Source organism: Aurantimonas sp. 22II-16-19i, assembly GCF_002088275.1.
GTDB lineage: Bacteria > Pseudomonadota > Alphaproteobacteria > Rhizobiales > Rhizobiaceae > Jiella.
Genome location: NZ_AQQS01000014.1, coordinates 72467 through 89659 on the forward strand (window position 1 = coordinate 72467; position 17193 = coordinate 89659).

Below are 17193 nucleotides of genomic sequence, written 5' to 3' on the forward strand. Positions count from 1 at the left end.
TCTCGTTCACTCTTCGGCAAATTCCACAGCGCAGGAATCGGCGAATGTCGTCAGCAAGTCTTTGCCGTCTGACTGCGACGTCCTTTCGAACCTCATTGAAACAGCCTTCTTCGACACCGTCGATTGAAAGGACGTTCGAATGTCGTCTGCATTACGAAAAAGCCGCAAGAGGGTCTGGATCTCATCGGGATGATCCGCCTGCCAGACGATCGCCCAGCTGGCAGGCATCTCATCCTCGATCCGCTTGCCCAGAACCAGCCCGAGCTTCAAACTCGTCCTTCCGGACCGGATGACCTGTCCACCAACCGCCGATCCTTGGATCATCGCCGCGAACGCTACCGACCCGATCCCTACACCCCGATATTCGAGGACGATCGCGGGGGCCGCCTTTGCGGGGCAAGAGAACGAGAAGACGTCGCACAACGCCGGCTGGGCCTCGCATCCGTCGTAGCCGAAGGATAGCGCGGGCGGCTGTTCCGGCTTGATGACCGCGCGCGGCCAGAGACGAAGCAGAACCGAATCTGCTTCAGCCCTGGTTTCGATGGTCGCCAGCGCCAAGATTGCGAGCGACGCGGCAACGGTGACACAGGCCCGCATGGCCACGGCCTTCGTTCCAGACGCAGGCAATTCCTGCCGACGATAGCCGCGGAGCCTCATCTACCTACTCCACCACCCCCGCCGTCTCCACCACCGCATGCATCAGCACGTTGGCGCCGTTCCGCGCCCACTCCTTGCTGATCTCCTCCGCCTCGTTGTGGCTGAGTCCGTCGACGCAGGGGCACATGACCATCGCCGTCGGGGCGACGCGGTTGATCCAGCAGGCGTCGTGGCCGGCGCCGGAGACGATGTCGGTGTGGGATAGGCCGAGCCGCTCGGCGGCGTCGCGCACGGCTTTCACGCAGCCGGCGTCGAAGGTGACCGGGTCGAAATGGCCGGTGATTTCGATCTCATGGTCGATGTCCAGCGCCTCGCAGATCGTGTCGATGCCGTCCTCGATCCGCTCGCGCATCTCCTCCAGCGTTTCGAGGGATGGCGAGCGGATGTCGACGGTGAAGACGACCTTGCCGGCGATGATGTTGCGCGAGTTCGGATGGACCTCCATGTGGCCGACCGTGCCGACGGCGTTGGGCTGGTAGTCCATCGCCGTCTCGTGGACGAGCTCGATCGCCCGCGCCATGCCGAGGCCCGCGTTGCGGCGCTTGTACATGGGGGTCGAGCCGGTGTGGCTCTCCTTGCCGGTGAGCGTCACCTCGAGCCAGTAGAGCCCCTGGCCATGGGTGACGACGCCGATGTCGATGCCCTCGTCTTCCAGGATCGGCCCCTGCTCGATGTGCAGTTCGAAGAAGGCGTGCATCTTGCGGGCCCCGACCGTCTCGTCGCCCTCCCAGCCGATGCGCTTCAACTCGTCGCCGAAGGCCTTGCCCTTGGCATCCTTGCGGCTCTTCGCCCACTCTTCCTCGTGGATGCCGGCAAAGACGCCCGAGGCGAGCATGGCGGGCGCGAAGCGCGCCCCCTCCTCGTTGGTCCAGTTGGCGACGACGATCGGGTGCTTCGTCTTGATGTTCAGATCGTTCAGCGTCCGCACGATCTCCAGCGCGCCGAGGACGCCGAGGACGCCGTCATACTTGCCGCCGGTCGGCTGGGTGTCGAGATGCGAGCCGACATAGACCGGCAGGGCGTCGGGATCGCTGCCCTCGCGGGTGAAGAACATGTTGCCCATGCTGTCGACGCCCATCACCATGCCGGCGGCCTCCGCCCAGGACTGGAACAGCCTACGCCCCTCGCCGTCCTCGTCGGTGAGGGTCTGACGGTTGTTGCCGCCGGCAACGCCCGGGCCGATCTTCGCCATCTCCATCAGCGCGTCCCAGAGCCGGTCGCCGTTGATCTGGAGGTTGGAGAGCTGGCTCATGGGGGGTGTCCTTTTCGAAGGCTGGGTAAGGAGGCCGAGCGGTTTCTCATGGCGTCACGGTCAACGCTTGCCGCTCCGGCTCAGAGTGGGCGCCGAACACCTCCGCGTCGTCATTCTCAGGCCCCGTCCCGAGAATCCAGAGATCGCAGGGCACCGTTCGCTTCACCTGCATAAGGCCGAAGCCGCGGGTGCGGCGGCGGCGGCCCCTGGATTCTCGGGACGGGGCCCGAGAATGACGAAGTGGCGAGGGCGGCGCCTTCTTCGTCGATGTTCGCCGTGTTCCGCTCCGACGTTGTCGCTCGCTGGATCACCGGCCCTGTAGACGCCTACTCCAGCCCTTGGAGAATGCCCCTCAGCGTCTCGACGATCTCCCCGATCTGGTCCTCCGACACCATCAGCGGCGGCGACAAAGCGATGATGTCCCCCGTCGTGCGGATGAGCAGCCCCTCCTCGAAGGCCTTCACGAAGGCCGAGAAGGCGCGCTTCGTCGGTTCGCCCTTCATCGGCTCCAGCTCGATCGCGCCGATGAGGCCGATGGTGCGGATGTCGATGACGTGGCGGGTGCCCTTCAGCGAATGGATGGCGTCGGCCCAGACCGGCTCCAGCGCCTTCGCCCGCTCGAACAGCCCTTCCTCCAGATAGGTCTCCATCGTCGCGAGACCGGCGGCGGCGGCGATCGGGTTGCCGGAATAGGTGTAGCCGTGGGCGAACTCGATCAGGTGCTCCGGCCCGTGCATGAAGGCGTCGTGGATCTTGCCCGAGGCGAACACCGCGCCCATCGGGATCACGCCGTTGGTCAGGCCCTTGGCGGTGATCATAATGTCCGGCGTCACGCCGAAATAGTCGGCGGCAAAGGCCGTGCCCATGCGGCCATAGCCGGTGATGACCTCGTCGAAGATCAGGAGAATGCCGTGCTGGTCGCAGATCTCGCGCAGGCGCTTCAGATAGCCCTTCGGCGGCGGCAAGACGCCGGTGGAGCCGGCGACCGGCTCGACGATGACGGCGGCGATGGTCGAGGGATCGTGCAGCGTGGCGATGCGCACGAGGTCCTCGGCAAGATCGACGCCGTGCTCGGTCTCGCCCTTCGAATAGGGATTGCGCTCCGGGTCGTGGGTGTGGCGCATGTGGTCGACGCCGGTGAGCAGCGTACCGAACATCTTGCGGTTGCCGACGATGCCGCCGACCGAGATGCCGCCGAAATTGACGCCGTGATAGCCGCGCTCGCGGCCGATCAGCCGGAACCGCGCCCCGTCGCCCTTCGCCCGGTGATAGGCGAGCGCGATCTTCAGCGCGGTCTCCACCGATTCCGAGCCGGAATTGGTGAAGAACACGTGGTCGAGGCCTTCGGGCGCGATCGCCGCCAGCCGCGAGGCCAGCTCGAAGGCTTTCGGATGGCCCATCTGGAAGGCCGGCGCATAGTCGAGTTCGGCGGCCTGGCGCTGGATCGCCTCGGTGATCTTCGGGCGGCAGTGGCCGGCATTGACGCACCACAGTCCCGCCGTGCCGTCCAGCACCTGCCGGCCGTCGCTCGTCGTGTAGTGCATGTCCTTCGCCGCGACGAACATGCGCGGCGCCTGCTTGAACTGGCGATTGGCCGAGAACGGCATCCAGAAGGCGTCGAGATTGTTGGGCACGATCCGGGTCTGCTCGTTCATCGCCTTGCCTTTTCACCACGCCGGCCGGGCTTGTGCTCACTGGCCGAATTCTTGACTATTTGGTCAAATGGGAGGCTAGAAGCTCCCCTGAAGCCGGTCAAGCGCATTTGCCGAATGGGAGTGCAAGGTCGCCGGGCGATGGAAAAGGGGGCAGGTTTGGACGCCAGGGTCGGGGATGACGCAGCTTTGGAGGCGATAGACCGGCACCCGACGCGGATCCAGGCGGCGAATCGCGAGATCATCCTGAGGGCGGCGCTGGAAGTCTTCGCCATCCACGGCTTCCGCGGCTCGACGGTCGATCAGATCGCCGCGAAAGCCGACATGTCGAAACCGAACCTCCTCTATTATTTCCGCCGCAAGCAGGACATCTACCGGGCCGTCCTCGAACACACCCTCGGCGACTGGCTGGCGCCGCTCGCCGCCATCGATCCCGCAGGCGATCCGATCGAGGAACTGCGGCGCTACATCACTCTCAAGCTCGAAATGTCGGCCGAAAGCCCGGCCGCCTCGCGGCTCTTCGCCAACGAGATCCTCGCCGGGGCGCCGGTGATCGGCGATTTCCTGAAGACCCGCCTGCGCGAGCTCGTCCACGACAAGGCCGGCGTCATCCGGCGCTGGGTTTCCGAGGGGCGTCTCGCGCCCGTCGATCCGGTGCATCTGATCTTCACGATCTGGGCGGTGACGCAGCATTATGCCGATTTCGACCTGCAGGTCCGTGCCGTGCTCGGCGGCCAGGTCGACATGCCGGGCTTTCACCAACAGACCGCCCAGGCCGTGCTGACTATCGTCCTCAACGGTGTTCGCCCGCGCGACTAGCGTCGGGCGCCTGGCCTGGAATAGCGGTCCGCCAAGCGGCCGCCCGACACGGCGTTCGGATGATCGAACCGTATCGGGCAGTCTGCTGGCTGGCTCCGCTGCGGACGTTACTCCGCCGCGACGCCCATGCGCATGCGCTCCATCTCCCGGAGCGCCCGGCGATATTCGACCGGCATCACCTTGACGAAGCGCGGGCGATAGCTCTCCCAGTGGTCCAGCATCTCCTTCGCCCGGCCGGAGCCGGTGTAGTGGAAATGGTTGGAGATCAGCTGGAACAGCCGCTCGTCGTCGTGGCGGGTCATGTCGGAGGAGACGTCCACCCGGCCCTTGTGCTGCAGGTCGCCGCCATGGTGGTGGAGCTTTTCGAGAAGATCGTCCTCCTCGGGCACCGGCTCCAGATCGACCATCGCCATGTTGCAGCGCTCGGCGAAGTCGCCCAGCTCGTCATAGACATAGGCGACGCCGCCCGACATGCCGGCGGCGAAGTTGCGCCCGGTCTTGCCGAGAATGACGACGACACCGCCCGTCATGTATTCGCAGCCATGGTCCCCGGCGCCCTCGACGACCGCGACGGCGCCCGAATTGCGCACCGCGAAGCGCTCGCCGGCAACGCCCCGGAAATAGCACTCGCCGGAGATCGCGCCGTAGAGCACCGTGTTGCCGACGATGATCGATTCCTCCGGCACGATGCGACTTTCCGGCATCGGCTTGACGATCAGCCGGCCGCCGGACAGGCCCTTGCCGACATAGTCGTTGGCCTCGCCCGTCAGCTCGAAGGTGACGCCCCTGGCGAGAAACGCCCCGAAGCTCTGGCCGGCGGTGCCGGTCAGCTTCACCGTGATGGTGTCGTCACGCAGGCCCTTCAGTCCGAAGCGCTTGGCGACCTCGCCGGACAGCATGGCGCCGGCCGAGCGATCGACATTGGTGATCCTGGTCTCGATCGTCACCGGCTGGCGGGCGGTCAGGGCCGGCTCGGCCTCGGCGATCAGCTTGCGGTCGAGGACGTCGTCGATCGGATGCTTCTGGCGTTCCGTCCAGCGCAGCTTTTCGGGCGTGCCTTCCGGCTTGAAGAACACGCCGGTGAAGTCCAGCCCCTGCGCCTTCCAATGGTCGATCAGATGCTTGCGGTCGAGCAGCTGCGTCTCGCCGATCAGCTCGGCCAGATGCCTGACGCCGAGCGAGGCCATGATCTGGCGAACCTCCTCGGCGACGTAGAAGAAGTAGTTGACGACGTGCTCGGGCGTGCCCTTGAAGCGCTTGCGCAGCACCGGATCCTGGGTGGCGACGCCGACCGGGCAGGTGTTCAGGTGGCACTTGCGCATCATGATGCAGCCCGCCGCGATCAAGGGCGCGGTGGCGAAGCCGAACTCGTCGGCCCCGAGCAGGGCGCCGATGACGACGTCGCGGCCGGTCCTGAGGCCGCCGTCGACCTGCAGGCAGACCCGCGAGCGCAGCCCGTTGAGCACCAGCGTCTGCTGGGTCTCGGCGAGGCCCATCTCCCACGGGCTGCCGGCGTGCTTGATCGAGGTCAGCGGCGAGGCGCCGGTGCCGCCGTCATAGCCGGCGACGATGATGTGGTCGGCCCGCGCCTTGGCGACGCCCGCCGCCACCGTGCCGACGCCGACCTCGGAGACCAGCTTGACCGAGATGTCGGCGGCCGGATTGACGTTCTTCAGATCGTAGATCAGCTGCGCCAGATCTTCGATCGAATAGATGTCGTGGTGCGGCGGCGGCGAGATCAGGCCGACACCCGGCGTCGAATGGCGCGTCTTGGCGATGGTCGCGTCGACCTTGTGGCCGGGCAACTGGCCGCCCTCGCCGGGCTTGGCGCCCTGCGCCACCTTGATCTGCAGCATGTCGGCATTGACGAGATATTCCGTCGTCACGCCGAACCGGCCAGACGCGATCTGCTTGATCGCCGAGCGCTCCGGGTTCGGCGAGCCGTCCCGCAGGGGCAGGAAGCGATCGCTCTCCTCGCCGCCCTCGCCGGTGTTCGACTTGCCGCCGATCTGGTTCATCGCCCGGGCGAGCGTCGTGTGCGCCTCGCGGGAGATCGAGCCGAAGCTCATCGCGCCGGTGCAGAAGCGCTTGACGATTTCCTTGGCCGGCTCGACCTCGTCGAGGGGAACCGGCGCCCGGCCGACCTCCTCGGCCGACTTGATGCGGAAGAGACCGCGGATGGTCGAAGTCTCGACCGATGCGTCGTTCACCTGCCTCGCATATTCCTCGTACTTCTCGAACGAGCCCGTGCGCACCGCATGTTGGAGCGTCGCGACGGCGTCCGGCGACCACATGTGGCTCTCGCCGCGCATGCGGTAGACATATTCGCCGCCGACGGCCAGCGAGCGCTTCAGCACCGGATCCTCGGAAAAGGCGAGGAGATGGCGCTCGGCGCTCTCGCGGGCGACCTCGTCCAGCCCGACGCCCTCGATGGTGGTCGCCGTGCCGGTGAAGAAGCGGTTCACGAACTCGGTCTTCAGCCCGACGATGTCGAAGATCTGGGCGCCGCAATAGGACTGGTAGGTCGAAATGCCCATCTTGGACATGACCTTGAGGATGCCCTTGCCGATCGACTTGATGTAGCGGGTCACCACCTCGTTCGGATCGACCTCCGGCGGGAACTCGCCCTTGCGGTGCATTTCGAGCAGCGTGTCGAAGGCGAGATAGGGGTTGATCGCCTCGGCGCCGTAGCCGGCGAGACAGGCGAAGTGATGCACCTCGCGCGGCTCGCCGCTCTCGATGACGAGGCCGGCGGCGGTCCGAAGGCCCTTGCGAATCAGGTGATGGTGGACGGCCGCGCAGGCGAGCAGCGCCGGGATCGGCAGCCGGTCCGCCCCGACCTGGCGATCCGACAGGATGATGATGTTGTAGCCGCCGACGACGGCCGCCTCCGCCCGCTCGCAGAGCCGGTCGAGCGCGCCGGACATGCCCGCCGCGCCCTGCTCGGCCGGATAGGTCATGTCGATGGTCTTGGTGTCGAACCGGTCCTCGGTGTGGCCGATGTTGCGGATCTTTTCGAGATCGCCATTCGTCAGGATCGGCTGGCGCACCTCGAGCCGCTTCTTGCGCGACGAGCCCTCGAGATCGAAGATGTTCGGCCGCGGCCCGATGAAGGAGACGAGGCTCATCACCAGCTCCTCGCGGATCGGGTCGATCGGCGGGTTGGTGACCTGGGCGAAGTTCTGCTTGAAATAGGTGTAGAGCAGCTTCGACTGCTTCGACATCGCCGAGATCGGCGTGTCGGTGCCCATCGAGCCGATCGCCTCCTGGCCGGTGGTCGCCATCGGCGCCATCAGCGTGCGGGTGTCCTCGATGGTGTAGCCGAAGGCCTGCTGGCGATCGAGCAGCGAGACGTCCGAGCGCGAGGCGCGCGGCGCCACGGGCTTGAGGTCTTCCAGGATGATCTGGGTGTTCTTCAGCCAGTCGCGATAGGGGTTCGCCCCGGCGATCTCGTGCTTGATCTCCTCGTCGTCGACGATGCGGCCCTTTTCGAGGTCGATCAGGAGCATGCGGCCCGGCTGCAGCCGCCACTTCTTGACGATCTTGGTCTCGTCGATGGCCAGCGTGCCGGCCTCGGACGCCATGATGACCAGATCATCGTCGGTGACGACGTAGCGCGCCGGGCGAAGGCCGTTGCGGTCGAGCGTCGCGCCGATCTGCCGGCCGTCGGTGAAGGCGACGGCGGCCGGGCCGTCCCAGGGCTCCATCAGGGCGGCGTGATATTCGTAGAAGGCCTTGGTCTCGGCAGCCATCTGCTTGTTGCCCGACCAGGCCTCGGGGATCAGCATCATCATCGCATGGGTCAGCGAATAGCCGCCCTGGACGAGGAATTCGAGCGCGTTGTCGAAGCAGGCAGTGTCGGACTGGCCCTCGTAGGAAATCGGCCAGAGCTTCGAGATGTCGTTGCCGAAGGCCTCCGAATCCACCGAGGCCTGGCGGGCGGCCATCCAGTTGACGTTGCCGCGCAGCGTGTTGATCTCGCCGTTATGGGCGACCATGCGATACGGGTGGGCGAGCTTCCACGACGGGAAGGTGTTGGTCGAGAAGCGCTGATGGACGAGGGCGAGCGCGGATTCGAAGCGCGGATCGGCCAGATCCTTGTAATAGGCGCCGAGCTGGTAGGAGAGGAACATCCCCTTGTAGACGATGGTGCGCGCCGACAAGGAGACGACGTAGAAGCCGATGTCCTCGCCGCCCGTCTCCGCCTGGATGCGGTTCGAGACGACCTTGCGCAGGATGTAGAGGCGGCGCTCGAACTCGTCCTCGCCGGCGGCGGAGGCCGAACGGCCGATGAAGATCTGCCGGTGGACCGGCTCCGTCGCGACGATCTCCGGGGCCTTCGAGAGGCTCTCGTTCGAGACCGGCACGTCGCGCCAGCCGAGGACGGTCTGGCCTTCCTCGCGCACGACCTCCTCGAAGATGGCCTCGACATGGGCCCGCCGGTCGGCGTCGCGGGGCATGAAGATGTGGCCGACGCCGTAGTGGCCCGGCTCCGGCAGGCTCACGCCCTCCGCCGCCATTTCCTCGGAAAAGAAGCGATGCGGGATCTGGACCAGCATGCCCGCGCCGTCGCCCATCAGCGGGTCGGCGCCGACGGCGCCGCGATGGGTGAGGTTCTCGACGATCTCGATGCCCTTCTCGACGATCGCGTGGGACTTCTCGTTCTTCATGTGTGCGATGAAGCCGACGCCGCAGGCGTCGTGCTCGTTGCGCGGATCGTAGAGGCCGATCTTCTTCGGCAGGCCGATCCGGTGAGGCGCGGCGTCGGTGCCCGCGGCTTTGGCGTCAGATGGCGTCAGCTGAAGCTTCGCATGCGTCATCGCGTCGTCTCCCCATCGGTGCGGGCCAGATTGCGGCCGCGCGAACTGGACCCGCCGCAATTCCACTTCCCGGCGCCGTCGCCGCGAACCAGAACTGCCGGATCTCTTCGTCTCGAGCTGGCCTTTTGCCACGCCCGGCTCTGTCAGGATAGAACCACCCGCGCGCCTCGTGGGCGCCAAGCGCGGCTTTTGCGCTCCGGCTGCCGATTTTTATGGCAGCATTCCTGTCCTATCCGGGGCAATATGGCAGATGTCGTGTCCGGCGGCAAGATGGGCTCCTCACGTCGATCCACGGCCGGCCCGGAACCGGAAGAAGCCGGGACCTGTCGCCCGCGCGGACCGCTTGACACCCTGCCGGCCCCGCATGCGCGAAGATGCTTCAGGAGACGCGCAGTGGCGAGCCGGGCAGAGTTCCTGATCCGCCTGCGTCAGGCCCGGTGATCGTCATCGGCCGGTCGCGTTCCGGTTTTAGTTTCCGGCCAGCAGACACCCCGACATCTCATTCCGGCACCATCCGATACCCGTGTCCCCTGCCCGGGTTCCGCGATCCGGGCCGGGTACCTTCGCCGTCCGCCCGAGGAGAAACCATGACCGACCGCCAGAAGACCCGGGCCCGCCCCAATCCGCGGCGCGCCTTCGGCCCGACCTACGGGGAGATCCTCGATGAGGGTGTTCGGCGTCGAACCGTTCTGAAGGGCCTCCTTGCCGGCGCGGCAACGGCCTTCGCGGGGCGGTGGACCGTGGACGAGGCACGAGCGGCCGGTCCTTCGAGCCTGACCTTCGAGGAACTCGAGCGCGTGCGCGACGAGGCGGATCACTGGCCTGCGGGCTACGACCGCCAGATCCTGGCACGCTGGGGCGATGCGCTATTTCCCGACAGCCCGGCCTTTGCCGTCGAGAGCCTCGACGGCGATGCTGCGGCGCGCCAGTTCGGCTACAACAACGACTTCACGCAGTATCTGCCGCTGCCCTGGGGCAGTGACAGCTCCGATCACGGCATCCTGGTCGTCAGCCACGAATATGCGACGCCCTTCCTGATGTTTCCCGGGATGACGGACGAGGACTATCGGGACAAGCTGACGGACGATCAGATCCGCGCCGTCATGGCGACGATCGGCGTCAGCATCGTCGAAGTGAGACGGGAAGGCGGCCAATGGGCCATCGTCCGCGACGGGCGCTACAATCGCCGAATCCACCTCGGCACCGAAATCGCGCTTTCCGGACCTGCGGCAGGCGACGACCGGCTGAAGACCGCAGCCGATCCGACGGGCCGGACGGTCTTCGGGACGATCTCCAACTGCAATGGCGGCATCACGCCGTGGGGTACCATGCTCTCGGGCGAGGAAGGTGCCATGGACGTCTTTGCCGGAGATTATACGGCCCTGCCCGATCAGGAACTGGTGGAGCGCCAGGGCTGGGACGAGGAGGACAACGACATCTATGCGGCGGGCCGGCTGGAGCCGCGGCTGAACTTCGAGCAGGAACCGAACGAGTGGATGCGCTTCGACTGGGTGGTCGAGATCGACCCGTTCGATCCCGCCGCCAAGCCGGTCAAGCGCACCGCCCTCGGCCGCATGACCCATGAGGGCGCCCAGTGCGCCGTCGCGCCGGACGGTCGGGTGGTCGTCTTCATGGGCGACGACGACGATTTCGAGTATCTCTACCGCTTCGTCACCCGCGATCCCTGGAATCCCGATGACCGGGCGGCCAATCGCGATCTCCTCGATCACGGCACTTTGTCCGTCGCGCGCTTCCAGAGCAACGGGACGGTCGACTGGCTGCCGCTCGTCGCCGGCGAGGGGCCGCTGACCGCCGACGCCGGCTTCGCCAGCCAGGCCGACGTGGTCCTCGCCACGCGGGCAGCGGCCGACCTCGTCGGGGCAACGCCGATGGACGCGCCGGAGGGCTTCATCGTCCATCCGAAGACCGGCAAGCTCTACGTGGCGATGACCGAGAACGAGGACCGCCTGCCCAAGGGCGGGGGCGAGGCGCGCGAACAGGTCAACGACGCCAATCCCCGCTCGCCCAATCCGCACGGTCACCTGCTGGAACTGGTGCCCCCCGGCGCTCCCGACCGGCCGGATTTCGCCGCGGGCAGCTTTCGTTGGGACGTATTCGTGCTGTGCGGCGACCCCGCCAAGCCGGAGGACGAGGCCATGTTCCACCCGCAGACCTCGGATCGCGGCTGGTTCACCGATCCGGACAATCTGGCCGTCGATCCGGCGGGCCGGCTGTGGGTGTCGACCGACGGGCCGCCGCCGGAGGGCATCGCCGACTCGCTCTATGTGATGGACACCGAGGGTCCGGGCCGGGCGCTGCCGCGCCTCTTCTATATCGCACCGGTCGGCTCGGAATGCTGCTCGCCCACCTTCACCCCGGACGGCCGGACCGTCTTCGTCTCGGTGCAACATCCTGGCGAATTGCGCCTTGAGGACAACGAGGACGCCACTTCGATCGCCGATGCAGGAACCAACTGGCCGGACTTCGTCGACGGCGCACCGCCGCGCCCCTCGCTGATCGTGCTCAGCCGGAGCGACGCCGGAACGGTCGGGGCCTGAGCCGAGGCAGGCGCCAAGACACACCACCTCGCAGCGCGGGCAGCGCAGGCCCGGCGCTGCGAGGCGACATCGGAATGGGCGTGCAGCCTCGGCTGCGCCGGAGTCGGTCCGCACGGTTTGCTGCGCCGCACGCGGCCTCATTGACGTTTCGCGGCGATGATCCTATCGCTTCGGCCATGATCTTCGCATCCGACAACTGGTCCGGCGCTCATCCCGCCGTCAACGCCGCCCTCGCCCGCCACAGCGAGGGCATGGCGAGCGCCTATGGCTCCAGCGACCTCGACAAGGCCGTCGAGAAGCGTTTCAACGAGATCTTCGAGCGCGAGGTGGCGGTGTTCTTCGTCGGCACCGGCACGGCGGCGAACTCGCTGGCGCTGGCCTCGGTCAACCGGCCGGGCGGCGTCGTCCTCTGCCACCGCGAGGCGCACATCGTCGAGGACGAGTGCGGCGCGCCGGAATTCTTCACCCATGGCGCCCGCATGGCGCCCGTCGACGGGCCGAACGGCCTGATCGACCCGGTCAATCTCAGGCGCGAGATCGCCCGTTTCAAGCCGGGCCACGTCCATGCCGGCCAGCCGATGGCCGTTTCGATCAGCCAGCCCGGCGAGGCCGGGACGCTCTATTCGGCGGACGAGATCGAGACCATCGCGCAGATCGCCCACGAGCGCGGCCTGACGCTGCACATGGACGGCGCGCGCTTTGCCAACGGCCTCGTCGCCACCGGGCTGACGCCGGCCGAGATGACCTGGAAGCGCGGCGTCGACATCCTCTCCTTCGGCGCCACCAAGAACGGCTGCTGGTGCGCCGAGGCGATCGTCGTCTTCGATCCGCAGAAGGCCTCGCAGTTCCCTTACATCCGCAAGCGGGGCGCGCAGCTCTTCTCCAAGACCCGCTTCGTGGCGGCGCAGTTCATGGCCTATTTCGAGGCCGGGCTGTGGCTGGACATGGCCGGCCACTCGAATCGCATGGCCGACCGGCTGCGCGCGGCGCTCGACGCCAGCAACGCGGCGCGCCAGGCCTGGCCGACGAAGGGCAACGAGGTCTTCGCCATCCTGCCGAGGGATCTCGACACCCGCCTTCGCGCCGACGGCGCCGTCTTCTACGAATGGAACCCGCCGCATTCGATGCCCGACCTCGTCGCCGAGGGCGAGACGCTGGTGCGCCTCGTCACCAGCTGGTCGACCCAGGAAGAAGACGTGGAGCGGTTTGCCGGGTTCCTGCGCTAGGGCCGGGCATGCCGGCCCGGCTCAGGCGACGATCGATGCGACGAAATCCGGATCGCGGATGATCACGCGGACATAGGCAACGGCGTAGTCCGGAACGGTCACCCTCGCCTGCTCCCAATCCCGCAGGGTGCCGAGCGGCACGTGGAAACGGCTGGCGAACTCGGCCTGCGAGAGACCGAGCGTCGTGCGCGCCGTCCGGACCAGCCTGGAGCGACGGGCGCGGTCGAGCCCCTCCACCGACACGTCGAAGTCGTCGGGGTCCTCCGGGTCACGCTCAAGAGCGATAGGCTCGTTCTTCATTCCTGTTGCTCCTTCGCACGGAAATGAACCGTCTCACCTCGCCCCGCCAGGTAAAGACGACCGTATAGAATTTGCCGTCGACCAGACCGACGGCCTTGAAGCGCTCCTCCCCGTCGATCGGACGGATCGAGGGGATCACGAGGTGATAGCCGTCCTCGAAGACCCGCTCCCCGAACATCAGGGGCACACCGTGCCGGGCGCGGTTCGCTGCGTCCTTCAAAGGGTCGAAGCGTTCGGTCATCGGCTGAGCATATACTGAATTTCAGTACCAGGAAATGCCGTGTCTTCTGCCTGCCTCGGCCTGCGGTAGATCACGTTTTGCCCGAACCGGTTGATCTGACCCATGGAGCGGCCCCACATTCGCGACTGGCGATCATCGCCGCCGTCGCTTGCGGGATAGACGCCCGCCACGGCGTCCGTTCTTCGCCGAAAAGCCGGCCGCCGAGCCGGTTGCGCTACCATTTCGTCTTCGCGGCGCGCCGTCCGGCAACACCTTGCAAGAACAGCCGGCGAGACACCAAGGGAGAAGAGACATGATCACCGATGCTCATGAGCAGGGCCGCCTTGCCTTCGCGAACAATCACCCGATGTCGTCCTGCCGCTATCCCGTGGGCTCGGACCTGCGGGCGAACTGGATGGCCGGCTGGCAGGCCGCCCAGAATGCCGCCCCGAGAGGCGGCGCCTCGCATCCGGGCCTGATGGCGGATGCCCGCCGGGCAGCCGGTGTCGACCGCCCGGCAGCGCACGAATCCTGAGCGGAAGAGCCTCCGACTCAAACGGCGACCGATCGGTGCGGGCGGACGGAGTGCCGCTCGCACCGGCCGCTGGCTGATCGCAGCACCCTTCCATCGGGCGTATCGAGCGGCTATCCTGCCTCGGAGCCCACCCGGCCCTCCAGACAGGCGTTCATGTCCACACCCAAAAAACCTGGTTCCTCGCGTCCGCAGACGCCAGAGCGAATCGATTCGCGGCGCCGCACCGGCGGCAACGAGGCGAGCCCGATCAAGGGCACGCCGATGCCGGTCAAGCGCGACCTCGCCCAACTGAAGCTGTCGCCCGAGGAAACCCGCGCCTTCCTGGAATCCAAGCGCGGCGTGCGCTCGATGGAAGAGGCGCGCGAATGGCTGCAGCTGCGCGGCATCGACGATCTCGAATGCATCACGCCCGATCTCGCCGGCGTTGCGCGCGGCAAGATGATGCCGGCCAAGAAATTCACCGGCAACACCTCGCTGGCGCTGCCCTCGGCCCTGTTCATGCATACGATCTCGGGGGAATATCCCGAGGAAAGCGGCGACTTCCGCTATTCGCCGAATGATGGCGACCTGAAGCTCGTCCCGGACCTGTCGACGCTCTGCCTCGTGCCGTGGGAGAACGACCCGACGGCCCAGGTGATCTGCGATCTCGTCGACCATTCCGGCAGCGCCGTCGGTTACACGCCGCGCAATGTCCTGAGGCGCGTCCTGGCGCTCTACGAGAACCGGGGCTGGAAACCGGTCGTCGCGCCGGAGATCGAGTTCTACCTCGTCTCCAAGAACGTCGATCCGGACTATCCCCTGGTGCCGCCGATCGGCCGCTCGGGCCGGCAGATCCAGTCCGGCCAGTCCTATTCGATCGGCGGGGTCAACGAGTTCGACGAGCTGATCGACGACATCTACGACTTCTCGGATGCGCAGGGGCTCGAGATCGACACGCTGATCCACGAGGAGGGCGCCGCCCAGCTCGAGATCAACCTGCGCCACGGCAACCCGCTGGAGCTTGCCGACCAGGTCTTCATGTTCAAGCGCACGATCCGCGAGGCCGCCCTCGGCCAGGACATCTACGCCACCTTCATGGCCAAGCCCATCCAGGGTCAGCCCGGCTCGGCGATGCACATCCATCAGTCGGTGGTCGACAGCGCCACGGGCAGGAACATCTTCTCCAACGAGGACGGCACGGCCTCCGAGCTGTTTCACTACTTCCTCGGCGGCATGCAGCGTTACGTGCCCAAGGCGCTCCTGATGATGGCGCCCTACGTCAATTCCTACCGCCGCCTGACCTATGGCATGGGCGCGCCGACCAACACCGCCTGGGGCTACGACAACCGCACCACGGCCTTCCGGGTGCCGAATTCCGATCCGGCCGGGCGTCGGGTCGAGAATCGTCTCCCCTCCTCCGACGCCAATCCCTATCTCGCCATCGCGGCCTCGCTCGCCTGCGGTTATCTCGGCATGGTAGGCGCCATCGCCCCCGGCGATCCGACCGACCAGACCGTCAACGAGGACGGCGAGATCGAACTGCCGCGCGGCCTTCTGGAAGCGGTCGCGGTGTTCGAGGCGGAAGAGCACTTCAAGGAGGTCTTCAGCCGGGAATTCGTCGCCACCTATGCCGGCGTCAAGCGCGGCGAGCACGAGACCTTCATGCAGGTGATCAGTCCCTGGGAGCGCGAATTCCTGCTGCTGCAGGTTTGATTTCCATGGACCAGCATCTTTCGCCGATCGCTCCCGGCCGCACCTACTATCAGGACACGGTCGAGCGCCCCCGCCACCCTCGCCTTGCGGGCAGCCGCAAGACCGACGTCCTCGTCGTCGGCGGCGGCTTCACCGGCCTGTCAGCCGCGATCCATCTGGCCAGGGCCGGCGTCGACGTCACTCTCGTCGAGGCGCACCGCTTCGGCGATGGCGCCTCGGGCCGGAACGGCGGCCAGATGGGCACCGGCCAGCGGATCTGGCCGGGCGAGGTCGAGGCGCTCTACGGCTTTGCGCGCTCCAAGGCGCTGTTCGATCTCGCCGAGGAGGCCAAGGCCCATCTCTTCGAGTTCATCGCCGCCAACGACATCGACGCCGACCTGCGCATGGGCCAGCTGTCGGTCGCCCACAAGCGCAAGTACCTGCCGGAATATCGCGACCAGGTGGAGATCCTGAAGACCCGCTACGGCTATGACAGCGTCAGCTTCATGGATGGCGAGGAGGCAGGCGAAAGGGTCGGCTCGAGGCGCTATTTCGGCGGCATCCGCGACACCGGCACCGGCCACGTCAATCCGCTGAAGCTCCTCGTCGGCCTGGCGCAGGTGGCGGCGAAGAGCGGCGCCACCCTGTTCGAGGAGACGAAGATCCTGTCGACGCGCCGCGAGGGCGGACGAACCGTCGCCGTGAGCGAGACCGGCGAGATCGCCGCCGAGCGCGTCCTCTACGCGGTCAATGGCTATGGCGCCGGCCTCGACAAGGCGATCGACGCCCATGTCATGCCGATCGGCTCCTTCATCGGCGCCACCGAGCCGCTGCCGGAAAGCGCCGGTGTGCTGCCCGGCGGCGAAGCCTGCGACGATTCCCGCTTCGTGGTGCGCTATTTCCGCAAGAGCGTCGACAACCGCCTGCTGTTCGGCGGCCGCGAGGCCTACACCTCGGAGGCCGGCGACATCACCCGCCACATCCGCAGGCAGATCGCCGAGGTTTATCCGCATCTCAAGGATGTGCGCCTCACCCATGCCTGGGGCGGCTCGGTCGGCATCACCATGCAGCGCCTGCCCTTCGTGAAGACCCTGGCGCCCGGCGTCACCACCATCGGCGGCTTCTCCGGCCATGGCGTCATGCTGGCCAATTTCGCCGGCCGTCTCTATGCCGAGCGGGTGGCCGGCAACCGCGATCGGCTGGCCGAGTTCGAGGCCCTCGACATCCCCGCCTTTCCGGGGGGACAGCGCCTCAGGGCGCCGCTCCTCTTCCTGGCGATGACGTGGTTTTCCCTGCGCGACAGATTGTAGCACGCGCCCTTGGTCTGTGTCGCCCGGCAGGACGCATCGTGGTAATCAGGAGCGTCGTGTCTTGAAGCCGTGAATTTGCCAGCTAAGGACATTTGCTGCGTTTCGGCATCTTTATCGGCCCACACGGCTTATCGCGATGCGCTTCGAAGCCATCTGCATCCCTTCCTAAGAAG

Annotated in this window: 12 protein-coding genes; 6 read left to right on the plus strand and 6 right to left on the minus strand. The window is 66.7% G+C overall.

Annotated elements, in window-relative coordinates; all coding sequences use genetic code 11:
* Positions 1-6: 6 nt before the first annotated feature.
* The 3 genes from ATO4_RS13030 to ATO4_RS13040 form a co-directional block, all read right to left on the minus strand.
* Positions 7-657, minus strand: coding sequence for a hypothetical protein (locus ATO4_RS13030; RefSeq protein WP_139802420.1), 651 nt, complete (start codon positions 655-657; stop codon positions 7-9).
* 4 nt (positions 658-661) lie between these two features.
* Positions 662-1909 carry a Zn-dependent hydrolase gene (locus ATO4_RS13035; protein ID WP_083591956.1) on the minus strand — a complete coding sequence of 416 codons (1248 nt, stop codon included), beginning with the start codon at positions 1907-1909 and terminating at the stop codon, positions 662-664.
* Between the two features lie 326 nt (positions 1910-2235).
* Positions 2236-3564, minus strand: a complete 1329-nt coding sequence (locus ATO4_RS13040) for an aspartate aminotransferase family protein (RefSeq protein ID WP_083591957.1) — start codon at positions 3562-3564, stop codon at positions 2236-2238.
* Between the two features lie 186 nt (positions 3565-3750).
* Here ATO4_RS13040 and ATO4_RS13045 point away from each other — a divergent pair, with 186 nt between their 5' ends.
* Entirely contained in the window at positions 3751-4380 is a 630-nt protein-coding gene (locus tag ATO4_RS13045) for a TetR family transcriptional regulator C-terminal domain-containing protein (protein ID WP_245308730.1), read from the plus strand.
* Positions 4381-4487: 107 nt separating this feature from the next.
* Here ATO4_RS13045 and gltB read toward each other — a convergent pair whose 3' ends face one another.
* The gene (gltB, locus tag ATO4_RS13050; RefSeq protein ID WP_083591959.1) at positions 4488-9200 is read right to left on the minus strand and encodes a glutamate synthase large subunit; all 4713 of its coding nucleotides are present in this window, start codon (positions 9198-9200) and stop codon (positions 4488-4490) included.
* A 587-nt stretch (positions 9201-9787) separates the two neighbouring features.
* Here gltB and ATO4_RS13055 point away from each other — a divergent pair.
* Complete coding sequence (locus tag ATO4_RS13055) at positions 9788-11758, plus strand: PhoX family phosphatase (RefSeq protein WP_083591960.1); 1971 nt, start codon at positions 9788-9790, stop codon at positions 11756-11758.
* A gap of 176 nt (positions 11759-11934) precedes the next feature.
* Positions 11935-12984, plus strand: a complete 1050-nt coding sequence (locus ATO4_RS13060) for a low specificity L-threonine aldolase (RefSeq protein ID WP_083591961.1) — start codon at positions 11935-11937, stop codon at positions 12982-12984.
* 21 nt (positions 12985-13005) lie between these two features.
* Here ATO4_RS13060 and ATO4_RS13065 read toward each other — a convergent pair whose 3' ends face one another.
* Together ATO4_RS13065 and ATO4_RS13070 are read right to left on the minus strand one after the other, a co-directional pair.
* A complete protein-coding gene (locus ATO4_RS13065; RefSeq protein ID WP_083591962.1) occupies positions 13006-13284 on the minus strand; it encodes a helix-turn-helix domain-containing protein in 279 nt (92 codons plus the stop codon).
* A complete protein-coding gene (locus ATO4_RS13070; protein WP_083591963.1) occupies positions 13259-13525 on the minus strand; it encodes a BrnT family toxin in 267 nt (88 codons plus the stop codon). The genes ATO4_RS13065 and ATO4_RS13070 overlap by 26 nt, the downstream gene beginning before the upstream one ends.
* 292 nt (positions 13526-13817) lie before the next feature.
* Here ATO4_RS13070 and ATO4_RS13075 point away from each other — a divergent pair, with 292 nt between their 5' ends.
* The 3 genes from ATO4_RS13075 to ATO4_RS13085 all read left to right on the plus strand — a co-directional run bounded on the left by ATO4_RS13075 (position 13818) and on the right by ATO4_RS13085 (position 17020).
* On the plus strand, positions 13818-14039 hold the full coding sequence (locus tag ATO4_RS13075; RefSeq protein ID WP_083591964.1) for an Rmf/CrpP family protein: 222 nt from the start codon (positions 13818-13820) through the stop codon (positions 14037-14039).
* Between the two features lie 261 nt (positions 14040-14300).
* On the plus strand, positions 14301-15731 hold the full coding sequence (locus ATO4_RS13080) for a glutamine synthetase family protein (RefSeq protein WP_083591965.1): 1431 nt from the start codon (positions 14301-14303) through the stop codon (positions 15729-15731).
* 5 nt (positions 15732-15736) lie between these two features.
* On the plus strand, positions 15737-17020 hold the full coding sequence (locus ATO4_RS13085; protein ID WP_083591966.1) for an FAD-binding oxidoreductase: 1284 nt from the start codon (positions 15737-15739) through the stop codon (positions 17018-17020).
* Positions 17021-17193 lie beyond the last annotated feature (173 nt).

Excerpts from the sequence above, each read along its gene's own strand:
- ATO4_RS13055 (WP_083591960.1), top strand. The coding sequence starts at position 9,788 with ATGACCGACCGCCAGAAGACCCGGGCCCGCCCCAATCCGCGGCGCGCC.
- ATO4_RS13085 (WP_083591966.1), top strand. The coding sequence starts at position 15,737 with ATGGACCAGCATCTTTCGCCGATCGCTCCCGGCCGCACCTACTATCAG.
- ATO4_RS13065 (WP_083591962.1), bottom strand. The coding sequence starts at position 13,284 with ATGAAGAACGAGCCTATCGCTCTTGAGCGTGACCCGGAGGACCCCGAC.
- ATO4_RS13060 (WP_083591961.1), top strand. The coding sequence starts at position 11,935 with ATGATCTTCGCATCCGACAACTGGTCCGGCGCTCATCCCGCCGTCAAC.
- gltB (WP_083591959.1), bottom strand. The coding sequence starts at position 9,200 with ATGACGCATGCGAAGCTTCAGCTGACGCCATCTGACGCCAAAGCCGCG.
- ATO4_RS13080 (WP_083591965.1), top strand. The coding sequence starts at position 14,301 with ATGCCGGTCAAGCGCGACCTCGCCCAACTGAAGCTGTCGCCCGAGGAA.
- ATO4_RS13030 (WP_139802420.1), bottom strand. The coding sequence starts at position 657 with ATGAGGCTCCGCGGCTATCGTCGGCAGGAATTGCCTGCGTCTGGAACG.
- ATO4_RS13075 (WP_083591964.1), top strand. The coding sequence starts at position 13,818 with ATGATCACCGATGCTCATGAGCAGGGCCGCCTTGCCTTCGCGAACAAT.
- ATO4_RS13035 (WP_083591956.1), bottom strand. The coding sequence starts at position 1,909 with ATGAGCCAGCTCTCCAACCTCCAGATCAACGGCGACCGGCTCTGGGAC.
- ATO4_RS13040 (WP_083591957.1), bottom strand. The coding sequence starts at position 3,564 with ATGAACGAGCAGACCCGGATCGTGCCCAACAATCTCGACGCCTTCTGG.
- ATO4_RS13070 (WP_083591963.1), bottom strand. The coding sequence starts at position 13,525 with ATGACCGAACGCTTCGACCCTTTGAAGGACGCAGCGAACCGCGCCCGG.